The organism is Roseibium algicola (assembly GCF_001999245.1).
Classification (GTDB): Bacteria; Pseudomonadota; Alphaproteobacteria; order Rhizobiales; family Stappiaceae; genus Roseibium; species Roseibium algicola.
The window spans coordinates 952,011-963,640 of sequence record NZ_CP019630.1; the positions used below are offsets into that span (position 1 = coordinate 952,011).

The window sequence follows — 11,630 nt, forward strand, 5'->3', positions numbered from 1 at the left end:
TCTGCGGTCATCAACCCTTGCCTTTGTCAACGTTAGGACATTTTGACATGCGCACTATTGCGATGATCGCTCCGATTGGAAGTCAAAAAAATGTTTCGGGTCTTTGACATGCCAAAATTCAATGGATCAATTGCTCCTATGACCGCACGGCGTTTGACGTTCGCGGCCCTTATCGGGCTCAGTTTTGCCGGCCTCGCCACCTTGATGACGCTGACGCTTTCTCCTGGTGGATATACGGCGCTCGACCTTTTCATTCTTGTCTGCTTCATGATCACCCTGCCCTGGACCATCATAGGTTTCTGGAATGCGGTGATCGGCCTCCTCATCATGCGGCTTTCCAGAAACCCTGCTGATGCAGTCTGCCCGATCGAGCACGGCGACCCCACACAGCCGCTGCGAAGCTCGACAGCGCTGCTGTCCTGTGTCCGCAACGAAGATACTGAAAGCCTGGAAACCAATCTGAACGCCATCGTGTCTCACTTGATACGCGCAGGCGAAGCAGACCGGTTCACCCTTTATGTGCTCAGCGACACCAATATGGACGACGTTGCCCTTCAGGAGCAGCAGATGACGTCCCGGCTGAAAGATCGCTTCGAAGGCCAGATGGAGGTGGTCTATCGGCGGCGCACGGACAATCGCGGTTTCAAGGCCGGCAACATCGAAGACTTCTGCGAACGTTGGGGCGATCGACACGAGTTTGCACTGGTGCTGGATGCCGACAGCTACATGTCGGCCGACGCCATTGTCGGACTGGTGCGGCGCATGGAAGCCAATCCCCGGCTCGGCATTCTGCAAAGTCTTGTGGTTGGCCTTCCAACAGACAGCGCCTTTGCCCGCGTCTTCCAGTTCGGCATGCGGCTTGGCATGCGTTCCTACACCATCGGCAGTGCCTGGTGGCAGGGTGACTGCGGCCCCTACTGGGGACACAACGCCATCTTGCGGATCAAACCTTTCAAGGAAAGCTGCCGTCTGCCGGAACTGCCCGGGAAGGGCCCGCTCTCGGGAACCATTCTTTCCCATGATCAGGTGGAAGCCGTCCTGATGCGCCGCGCCGGCTACGAAGTGCGCGTACTGCCGCTCGAAACGGGTAGCTATGAAGCCAATCCGCCTCATCTGCTGGAGTTTATCCGCCGTGACCTGCGCTGGTGCCAGGGCAACCTGCAATACCGCCGGCTGATCGGGCTTCCTGGCCTCAAACCCGTTAGCCGGATGCAGCTGGTGCTGGCTATCCTGATGTTCCTCGGCTCTCCTGCGTGGCTGGGCTTCATGACATCGGCGGCCATCCTCGGCATGGTCACTGACTACATGCCATATCGCCCTGACACTGGTGCCCTGCTCTTCTTCACCGTCCTGACGATGGTGTTCGCGCCGAAACTGGCAACCGTCGCCGACGTGCTCGCCCGTCCGGACCTTCGCAAGGCCTTCGGCGGGCCGATACGTGTCGTCGTGAGCGTTCTTGCGGAAATCGTCTATTCGGCAATGCTGGCACCGATCATGGCCGTGGCGCACTCACTGTTCATGGGTGGGCTCCTGTTCGGCAAAACCATCGGCTGGGGTGCGCAGGCACGTGGTGTCCAACGACTGCCGGTCTTGCTGGCAGCCCGCAAGCTCTGGCCGCAGACACTCTTCGGACTTGCAGGTCTTGCCTGGCTTTCCACCCAGCCTATCGATCTGGTGTGGCCGGTCATTCCCGTGGCCATCGGGCCGCTTCTGGCAGCTGTCATCGCGGTGACAACCTCGACCAGAACACTTGGCCAGATCGCGATCCGTTCAACCCTGTGGCGTATTCCCGAAGAGACCAATCCACCTGCAGAGCTCGCAGACCTTCACCTGCTGGCGCTTACCAAAGGTGCGGTCGCCGTCCAGCAGCAAGGGCTCGTTCAGGGCGATGCCAATCCGGCGAAGGCCTGACACGGATCAGGCTCGCGCACTGGGACCTGCCTAGTCCTTTGAGGGCTGGGTGACACCAGGTGAACCGTCCAAAGCCTCCTTGCTGGCTGAACGCGCCGCATACGAACCAAAAGACCGGCCTCGCAGCCGGTCTTTTTGCGTCAGAGACTTTGAAACGGATTAAGCCGCGTTGGAAGAAGCCAACGGCTGGGTCAGAAGATCGTAGATCTCTTGCGCATCATGGGACGCGCGAATGCCCTGGGTGACAGCGCCGTCGCGGAGCTGGCGTGCAATTCGGGCCAGAGCCTTCAAATGGTCGGCACCAGCGCCTTCCGGCGCCAGAAGCAGAAACACCAGGTCAACCGGCTCATCATCGAGAGCATCGAAATCGACTGGTTTTTCCAACTTCGCGAACAGTCCTACCAGACGGTCGAGCCGTGTCAGCTTGCCGTGCGGGATCGCAATGCCGTGACCGACACCTGTAGAGCCCAAACGTTCGCGCTGAAGAAGCGTGTCGAAGATTTCCCGTTCGGAAAGACCGGTCAGTTCAGACGCCTTACCGGCGAGTTCCTGAATTGCCTGTTTTTTGCTTTTGGCCTTGAGCCCGGCAATTACCGCGTCTTTACCCAGAAGATCACCAAGATCCATTAGTCCGCCTACAAGTTTCAGAAGCCGGCTTCCCTGAGGAAGCCGACCCCATCCGCATCCTTATTCGGCAGCCTGATTGGCTACCAATGCTGGATCTATCCAGCCAATATTGCCGTCTGGCCTGCGATAGACAACATTGACACCGCCATTTGCCGCGTTTTTGAACAACACGACCGGCGCTTCGGTCAGATCCAGCTCCATTACCGCCATACCGACGGTCATCGTTTTAACTTTCGCGGAAGTTTCGGCAATCACCAGCGGATTGAAATCCACCGGCACTTCCTCGTCTTCCTCGGGCGAAGCCAGCACATAAGATGCTGCTTCCAGAGCCTCCCGGTCGTGGCCGTTGGGGCCATGATGGTCCTTCAGCTTGCGCTTGTAGCGGCGAAGCCGCTTTTCGATCTTTTCCGCAGCCATATCGAAACTGGCGCGCGGGTCCTGATCCTGCGCGGACACTTGAAGCACAATACCGGTGTCCAAATGCAGGCTGCATTCAGACTTGAAGCCTGTGCCCTCCCTGCTGAGCGTAACGTGGCCTGTGAAGCCGCCTGTGAAATATTTTTCCAGAGCGTCTTCGATTCGGTCTGTGACGTGGACGCGCAGTGCATCGCCTACATCGACATTCTTACCCGAAATCCGCAAAGCCATGGGGACCTCTTCTTTTTCTATTGACCGATAGGTCACCGGCGTTGCCGCCGGTGTTGAAACGCGAGACGTTTCAAGCTTACAGAATGGACCAGTCAGCGCCGAAGCGCCATCCCCTGTTTACGTCACGAGGGCGGTGCTATAATTGCGCTCGCTCAAAGAGTCAATTGATTATGAATTAAAGAAACAAAGTTGAAAAAGAGCCGTGTAATTGCCTTGTATTGTTTCAGTGGAAATCTCTGAAACATTTTAAATATTGCACCATTGAGCCCTAACGGCAGATCACATCAGGACTTAAAGTCGCACGTTTTTTTCACGCCGGCGCTGAACGGACGAACCGATCTTCATGGCTTCGCGGTATTTGGCGACCGTCCTGCGGGCAATATCGACACCGTCGTCCTTCAGAATTTTGACAATCGTATCGTCCGACAGGATCGACTTCGGATCTTCAGCATCGATCATCTGCTTGATCCGGTGCCGGACCGATTCCGCCGAATGGGCATCGCCACCCACCGTTGCGGAGATGGCGGAAGAGAAGAAGTATTTGAGCTCGTATATGCCGCGCGGGGTCGCCATGAACTTGTTCGACGTCACCCGGCTGACCGTCGATTCGTGCATGCCGATCGCTTCCGCGACGGTCTTCAGGTTGAGCGGACGCAAATGGGCGATGCCGTAGGTGAGAAACCCGTCCTGCTGCCGGACAATCTCAGTCGATACCTTGAGGATCGTACGGGCGCGCTGATCAAGGCTCTTGGCCAACCAGTTGGCCGTCTGCAACGAGTCCGTGAGATATTCCTTCTCCGTCTCGTTTCGGGCCGTCTTGATGACCTTGGCATAATAGGTCTGATTGACGAGGACTTTCGGCAGGGTGTCCGAATTCAACTCGATCGCCCAGGTGCCGTCGTTGGCCGGGCGCACGAAGACATCCGGCACCACCGGCTGCACCAGCGCCGATCCGAAGAGACTGCCGGGCTTGGGATCGAGTGCGCGGATTTCCGCGATCATCTCGACCAGATCCTCATCATCGACACCGCAAACCTTGCGAAGCCCCGGCAGATCGCGTCTGGCCAGCAGTTCAATATTGTCGATCAGCGCTTCCATGGCCGGATCGTAGCGGTTCTTGTCGATGAGCTGCAGCTTCAGGCATTCGGCCAGGTTACGCGCAAACACGCCCGCGGGCTCAAAGGTTTGCAAGATGGCCAGAACGCTTTCCAGCCGTTCGGTTTCGACCCCGAGCTGCTCCGCCGTCTCATCGAAATCCAGGTAGAGGTAGCCGTTTTCATCAAGTGAGTTGATCAGGTGGGTCGCTATCAGCTTGTCGGCTTCATCGCCGATCGCCAGATGCATCTGTTCTTCAAGAGACGTGACCAGCGAGGCTTCGTCGGCAACGAAGGCCTCCAGATTGTAATCTTCAGAAGCACCGCTGCTGCCGGCGTTCTTGTAACTGTCACCGGCCTTCAGAAGAGCCGGGTCTGGCGATGCAGGCACGCCGGGCTCGTCGGGAAAGACGTTGCCCAGGTCGGTATCCATGCGTGAGGCAATGGCCTCCGACCCGGTTTCCAGATCGTTCTGCATCCAGTCGCCGGTATCGGGCTCGTCGCCCTGGCGGGTCTGATTGTCCGCGCCATCGCCGAACGCGTCTGCAGCGGCATCCCTGCCGCCATCCCCCTCGCCTCCGCCTTCGGTGATGTCGTTCTTTTCCAGAAGCGGATTTCGTTCCAACTCGGCTTCGACATAGGCAACGAGATCGAGATTGGACATTTGCAACAGCTTGATCGCCTGCATCAGTTGCGGCGTCATGATCAGCGACTGACTTTGTCGCATCTCCAGCTTGGTTGAAATGGCCATCGAGTTCCCAGGCAAGCGTTATTTCAAGTTGGTCTGCTTTTTGCTTCTTGATTGCAGACCGAGTGTATAACGTAGCTGGCGGCGTGTCATCAAAGCGTAAACTGTTCACCCAGATAAAGCCGGCGCACATCCGGATTGGTGACAATTTCCTGGGGGAGCCCTTCCGTCAGAACCTCGCCCGAAGCGATGATGTAGGCGCGGTCGATGAGGCCAAGCGTCTCGCGAACGTTGTGGTCCGTTATCAGAACGCCAATGCCGCGCTGGGTCAGGTGACGCACGAGCTGCTGAATATCCCCTACCGCGATGGGGTCGATACCTGCGAAAGGTTCGTCGAGCAGCATGAAGGACGGGCGGCTTGCAAGTGCACGGGCAATTTCCACGCGGCGGCGTTCACCACCGGAAAGGGCTATACTCGGCGATTTCCGCAAGTGGGTGAGGCCGAATTCAGCCAGCAGCTCGTCGAGCTCCTCCCGGCGTTTCTGCCGGTTCGGCTCGATCACTTCCAGAACGGCGCGGATATTTTCTTCCACCGTCAGGCCACGGAAGATGGACGCTTCCTGGGGCAGATAGCCGATGCCGAGCCGGGCGCGCCGGTACATGGGCATACGGGTGATGTCGAAGCCTTCCAGCGAGATCTTGCCCTGATCCGGCCGGATCAGCCCGGTGATCATGTAGAAGGTCGTGGTCTTGCCGGCACCGTTCGGCCCCAAAAGGCCGACGGCTTCACCAGGCTTCACGGACAGGCTCACATACTTCACCACCTGGCGGCGGCCATAGGTCTTGCCGATGCCATCGACGACCAGCGCCTGCGACAGTTCTTCGCCATCGTGGCCCGTTTCCGGCATGCTTCCCTGCAATCCGTTATACTCCGAAGACGTTCTCTTCACTGGCGCGCCGTCCATCCGATCATTGCCGCGGCTTCACATAAGGTCTGTGGCCGACACTGTCGAGTCGAACCAGCCGTCAATATCAGTTGCCGTTTTGGTCGTTGTTCACACTGTTAGGCTGAATGCGCACCTTGACGCGGCCGCTGCCCTGGCCGGACACCTTGCCATTGCCGGCGCTCAGATTGGCCTGGCCGGTCTTCAGATTGACGGTCAGCCTGTTCCCGACGACAACATTCGGTCCCTGGCTGAGCACGACTTCCTTGCCGGTCATCACCATGACTTCCTTGTTCATGTCGAAGCTGGCTTCGTCGCCCTTCGCGGTCTGGTCCTTGGAGGTGATGAACACGCCTCCCGCCGCTTCCAGCTTCGAAATCTTCTGCTGGACGGCGCTTTCTTCCGTCTTCTCAGCACCTGAGCCGACGTAGAACACCTTGAGCCGCTGCGTCTTGAGGCTGGTTTCACCCTGCGTGACCAGCACATCGCCAACGAAGGTTGCGGTGTTGTTGTTGTCTTCTACCCTCAGTTCACTCGCCTCGATCTCGATTGGCTCCCCATCGTTCGACCCGAAGCCGGCGAAGGCATCGGAGAAGGTCTGGGCATGGGCCGAACCGGCAAGAAGGGCTGCGGCGGCGGCAATCGTCATGCGTTTCAGAAAAGTCATCTCTTACTGTCCTTGCGAAGCAGGATTGAGGGTCATCTTGATACCGTCGGAAAACCTGACGATTCCCTTGGCTTTATCATAGTCGAGTTTGCCCGCCACGACACGGCCCTGATCGGAACGAATGGACACGACCTGCGAGGTCTTCAGAGCCCCGTTGCTGAGGTCGATTTCCACTTCGGACAGGTCGACCGTGTAGCCTTCACTCCATTCAAGCTGAATGCCTTCATAGAGCCGCAAGCTCTCCGTCGCGTTGTTGTAGGTACCTTTCAGCGCCACAATCTGCGCACTCTGGTCCTTGCTGAGCGTGATGTCGGCCCGAATGGTCTCAAGATCGATGACGCGCGGGTCACTGAGGCGCTGGATCGCCCTGTAGGCGGTTACCCGGTAGGAGCGGTCACCATCATGACCCGACAGTTCGGGATGATCCATCACCAGCCCCTCGCTGGTCAGCATCATGTTGGTGGCACCAAGCCCGCTGAGCACGTTGAACAAGACCACGAGTCCGACCATGACTGCCAGAATCAACAGCCCGACGCCAGGAAACAGCCAGCGCATGATGCGCACCATCAGGCTGTGCCGGCGCGCGGCTCGTTGGGCGCGGGTCAATGGTCGCCTGGCCGCATGTCCGTGCATATGATCGCCAACAGCGCTCAATCCATTCTCCGAAATCGTGTGCCCGATCTCCTGGCACCTAAGCCATTACGAGTGGGCGAAAATATCGTTTTCTTCCCAGCCCTTCAGATCGAGTTCTGCCCGCGTCGGCAGGAAATCGAAACAGGCCCGGGCAATATGACTACGTTCTTCACGCTCCAGCATCATTTCCAGCCGTTCCTTCAAGGCGTGCAGATGAAGCACGTCCGAGGCCGCGTAGGCCAGCTGGGCGTCGCTCAAGGTTTCTGCAGCCCAATCCGAGCTCTGCTGCTGCTTGGACAACTCGACCCCGAGAAGTTCGCGCGTGATATCCTTCAGTCCGTGGCGATCCGTATAGGTCCGAACCAGTTTGGAGGCGATTTTCGTACACCAGATCGGCGAGACCTGGATGTTCAAATAGTGCTGAAGCACCGCAACATCAAACCGGGCGAAGTGGAATATTTTCGGTTTGGCCGTATCGGTCATTAGCGCAGCGAGGTTCGGCGCCTCGCTCTGGCCGCGTGCGATCTGGACCACATCGGCGCTGCCATCGCCCGGTGAAAGCTGCACAACACAGAGCCGGTCACGATGCGGGTTGAGGCCCAGGGTCTCGGAATCGACCGCCACCGCACTTGCCGTTTCATAGGCTTTCAGATCAGGCAAATCGCCTTTGTGATAGCGGATGGTCATGACGTTTCGTCTCCTCTGGCCTGTCCCGAGCACAATTTCTGTCGGTGCTCCTGCCATACTGATCCAGCAGGACACCTGTTTCTTATCTTCAATGACCGCACCTGCATTTATGCCATGACACATGAACACAGGTTGAACGACCGCAAATGTTATTGTCTGCCGACTGCCCGCAACAGGCAAACGACAGGTCGCTTATTCGAATAAGTTTTCCGTCAGGTAAAACATGCGGCGGGATGAGGCAAGTCGGTTGACCGCAGAACCATGCCGATACGTGAAGAGAATGCTATTTCTTGATACGAATTGCCTGGTGGCAGTTCATTGCAATCCCAGTCCCAAGTCGCAATCAATGCACCAGGCACTTGGCCACCGATCATCCCTCTTCCATGACCGGTTCGGAAAGATGGCGTGACAGCCGAGATCAAAAAACAAGCCGTCAGGTTCAAAGCTCGCGCCTGCCCCTCGAGTTCAGTTGATCCCGTTTGCCCGTTGAAGCGCGCGCACATAGGCAACGACCTTTTGTACATCCTCCTGGCTGACGCCATCCACGGGCGGCATATCGCCAAATGGCCAGTGGTGCGCACGCACGCCACGGGAGACTGCGAGCAGAAAGGCCCCGTCGGCGTGATGGCCAGGCTCGTAAATCTTGTGTACCAGCGGAGGCGCGATGCCATCGCGCCCGGCAGCGTTGTCGCCATGACAACTCGCGCAGTTTTCGCGAAAAAGAATTTCGCCAGCCAGGGCGTCTCCTTCCAGGGCCGGGACTTGCACCGACACCAGCGCGGCTCCACTGGCGGCAGGCGGTTGTTCCTTTCCCGACACGAGCCCCCAGAACAGAATGCCCAGCACAATAACGGACAAGATCGCTGAAACTGTCAGAAAGATCCTGCCCATCAAGCCTGCCTGCTATCTTCATCCAGCTGATCGTGGTCATGCTGGCCGGACAGATCGTCGATGATCGGACAGTTGGGCCGATCATCACCATGGCAGGCGGTCACCAGCTCTGACAGAACCTTCTTGAGTGAGCGCAGTTCCTCGATCTTGCGATCCACTTCCTTGATCTTCGCCCGGGTGATCGCCTTGACGTCGGCACTTGCCCGGTTGCGGTCCTCGTAGAGAGACAGAAGTTCACGGCACTCGTCGATGGAAAACCCAAGGCTGCGCGACCTTTGAAGGAACTTCAGCCGCTGGAGATCGGCGTCGATAAAATCGCGATATCCGTTCTCGCTGCGCAGAGGACGGACGAGGCCGATATCCTCGTAGTAGCGGATCGTCTTGACCGGCAGTCCGCTCTGTTCGGAGGCTTCACCGATATTCATTTTTCTTTTCCTTAAAGCTTCAGCGCGCGCAGACGCAGCGCGTTGCTGATAACCGAAACCGAAGACAGGCTCATGGCGGCGGCGGCCAGCATCGGCGACAGCAGTATGCCGAAGACCGGATAGAGCACACCGGCCGCCACAGGCACACCGACCGCATTATAGACGAAGGCGAAAAAGAGGTTCTGCCGGATGTTGCGAACCGTCTCGCGGGCAAGCTTCCGGGCACGCAGGATGCCTTCCAGGTCGCCCTTGAGCAGCGTCAGTCCGGCGCTTTCCACCGCGACATCGGCTCCCGTGCCCATGGCAAGACCGACATCGGCAGCAGCCAATGCGGGCGCATCGTTGACACCGTCACCAGCCATGGCAACCGTTGCCCCCCTGGACTTCAGGTCTTCAATGAGCTTTTTCTTGCCTTCCGGCAACACACCGGCGCGAACCTCGTCAATCCCCAGCAGCTTGGCTACGGCGTCTGCCGTGCGCGGCGCATCGCCCGTCGCCATGACGATCCTGATACCGTCGTCATGCAGGGCGCTGATGGCTGCCCTGGCATTTGCCTTGACCGGATCCGCAACGGCGATGAGCCCAAGAAGCTGCGCTGCCTCACCAGCCTCCTGCACCAGATACATCACCGTCTTGCCGAGCTCAGCCAGTTCTTCGGCACGATCGCCAAGATCGGACAAATCGGCGCCACTTTCGCTGGCAAAAGCGGCGTTGCCAAAAAGAACGACTGCATCATCGACCCGTGCACGCACGCCTTTCCCCGTGACGGCTTCGAAGTTTTCTGCCATGGGCAGTTCCAGCTGCTGATTTTTGACTGCCCCGAGGATCGCTTCGGCAAGCGGGTGTTCCGAGCCTTTTTCAAGCGCTCCGGCCAGCCGCAGGAGCTCCTTTTCGCTTTTGCCGGCGGCCGGAACGATCTCATCGACAACCGGTTTGCCTTCGGTGAGGGTTCCCGTCTTGTCAACAACGATCGTATCCACCGCTGCTAGCCGTTCCAGACCTTCGGCGGTCTTTACCAGAACGCCGGCCTGCGCGCCTCTGCCCGTTGCCGTCATGATAGACATCGGGGTGGCAAGACCGAGAGCACACGGACATGCGATAATGAGCACTGAAACGGCTGCGACAACCGCGTGAACGAACGCAGGGCTTGGACCTACGAACAGCCACATCACGAAAGCAAGCACCGCCACGCCGAGTACCGCAGGCACGAAATATCCTGCAACGCGATCGGCCAGCCCCTGGATCGGGGCCCGTGAACGTTGCGCCGAGGCGACCATGTCGACGATCTTGGACAGCATGGTGTCCGCACCGACCAGCTTCGCCTCCATGGTGAAGGACCCGGTCTTGTTGAGCGTTCCGCCGGTAACCTTGTCTCCCGGGTTCTTTTCGACCGGAACCGGTTCCCCGGTGACCAGGCTTTCATCGACGGATGACCCACCCTCCTTGACCACGCCATCGACCGGAACAGCCTCGCCTGGGCGAACGCGCAACAGATCCCCTGCGAGGATATTCTCCAGCGGAGCGTCGTATTCGTCACCTTCCGGCGTGATCCGCCGGGCTGTCTTGGGGGCAAGGTCCAGCAGGGCGCGGATCGCGTCGCCCGTGCGTTCGCGCGCGCTCAGTTCCAGCACCTGGCCGACGAAGACCAGCGCGATAATCACCACCGCCGCCTCGAAATAAACCGGCATATGGCCTTCCGGTCCCTTCAGCGCATCCGGAAACAGGAAAGGCAGGAAAGCGGCAATCATGGAATAGAGATAGGCTGCACCGACACCGATCATGATCAGTGTCCACATGTTGAAATTGCGAGTGACCAGAGACGCCCAGCCCCGCTGGAAAAAAGGCAAGGCTGCCCACAGGACTACCGGCGTAGCCAACAGGACTTCGAGGTAGATCGCAACGCCTTCGCCGATCCAGTCGCGGATCGGCACGCCTACCATCGGCCCCATGGTCAGGATCAGAAGCGGGACAGCCGCCAGGGCACTAACCCAGAGCCTGCGGGTAAAATCGACCAGCTCATGGTTGGGTTCGTCGGAAACACCGCTCTGCGGTTCCAGTGCCATCCCGCAAATCGGGCAGGTTCCCGGACCTTCCTGGACGATTTGCGGGTGCATGGGGCAGGTATAAAGTGCGCCCTTGGCGGACTGTTCCGCCTCCATCGCCTTTTTCTTCCTGCTATTGCCGGACACATAGAAATAGGGATCAGCCTCGAACTTGTCGTGACACTTCGGACTGCAGAAGTGGAACTCCTCGCCCTTGTATTTCAGGCTCGGCTTGCCTTTTCCAAGAGTAACCGACATGCCGCAGACCGGGTCCGTGACCTTGCCTGCCTCGCCAGTCTGGTTCGGCTGGATCTCTGTATCCTGCATGATGTTCGCCCTGATGGATCTTCGATCTCTTCATCAGATAGGCCCT

11 protein-coding genes are annotated in these 11,630 nt (G+C 58.5%); 1 reads left to right on the forward strand and 10 read right to left on the reverse strand.

What is annotated here, in order from left to right:
- Positions 1-138 precede the first annotated feature (138 nt).
- Positions 139-1,911, forward strand: coding sequence for a glucans biosynthesis glucosyltransferase MdoH (gene mdoH, locus B0E33_RS04500; protein ID WP_208997759.1), 1,773 nt, complete (start codon positions 139-141; stop codon positions 1,909-1,911).
- A 159-nt stretch (positions 1,912-2,070) separates the two neighbouring features.
- On the opposite strand, the gene ptsN is transcribed toward mdoH, so the two are convergent.
- The 10 genes from ptsN to B0E33_RS04550 form a co-directional block, all read right to left on the reverse strand.
- Positions 2,071-2,538, reverse strand: a complete 468-nt coding sequence (gene ptsN, locus B0E33_RS04505; RefSeq protein WP_023001645.1) for a PTS IIA-like nitrogen regulatory protein PtsN — start codon at positions 2,536-2,538, stop codon at positions 2,071-2,073.
- 60 nt (positions 2,539-2,598) lie between these two features.
- Positions 2,599-3,186, reverse strand: coding sequence for a ribosome hibernation-promoting factor, HPF/YfiA family (gene hpf / locus B0E33_RS04510; RefSeq protein WP_023001646.1), 588 nt, complete (start codon positions 3,184-3,186; stop codon positions 2,599-2,601).
- A 291-nt stretch (positions 3,187-3,477) separates the two neighbouring features.
- On the reverse strand, positions 3,478-5,031 hold the full coding sequence (rpoN, locus tag B0E33_RS04515) for an RNA polymerase factor sigma-54 (RefSeq protein ID WP_077290552.1): 1,554 nt from the start codon (positions 5,029-5,031) through the stop codon (positions 3,478-3,480).
- Positions 5,032-5,120: 89 nt separating this feature from the next.
- Complete coding sequence (lptB, locus tag B0E33_RS04520) at positions 5,121-5,876, reverse strand: LPS export ABC transporter ATP-binding protein (protein WP_023001648.1); 756 nt, start codon at positions 5,874-5,876, stop codon at positions 5,121-5,123.
- A 124-nt stretch (positions 5,877-6,000) separates the two neighbouring features.
- A complete protein-coding gene (locus B0E33_RS04525) occupies positions 6,001-6,579 on the reverse strand; it encodes an LptA/OstA family protein (RefSeq protein ID WP_023001649.1) in 579 nt (192 codons plus the stop codon).
- Positions 6,580-6,582: 3 nt separating this feature from the next.
- On the reverse strand, positions 6,583-7,233 hold the full coding sequence (gene lptC / locus B0E33_RS04530; protein WP_208984459.1) for an LPS export ABC transporter periplasmic protein LptC: 651 nt from the start codon (positions 7,231-7,233) through the stop codon (positions 6,583-6,585).
- 45 nt (positions 7,234-7,278) lie between these two features.
- A complete protein-coding gene (locus B0E33_RS04535; RefSeq protein ID WP_031269608.1) occupies positions 7,279-7,899 on the reverse strand; it encodes a ribonuclease D in 621 nt (206 codons plus the stop codon).
- Between the two features lie 465 nt (positions 7,900-8,364).
- Entirely contained in the window at positions 8,365-8,790 is a 426-nt protein-coding gene (locus tag B0E33_RS04540) for a c-type cytochrome (RefSeq protein ID WP_077290553.1), read from the reverse strand.
- Positions 8,790-9,215, reverse strand: coding sequence for a Cu(I)-responsive transcriptional regulator (gene cueR / locus B0E33_RS04545; RefSeq protein ID WP_055658337.1), 426 nt, complete (start codon positions 9,213-9,215; stop codon positions 8,790-8,792). The genes B0E33_RS04540 and cueR overlap by 1 nt, the downstream gene beginning before the upstream one ends.
- An 11-nt stretch (positions 9,216-9,226) precedes the next feature.
- Entirely contained in the window at positions 9,227-11,584 is a 2,358-nt protein-coding gene (locus tag B0E33_RS04550) for a heavy metal translocating P-type ATPase (protein WP_077290554.1), read from the reverse strand.
- Positions 11,585-11,630 lie beyond the last annotated feature (46 nt).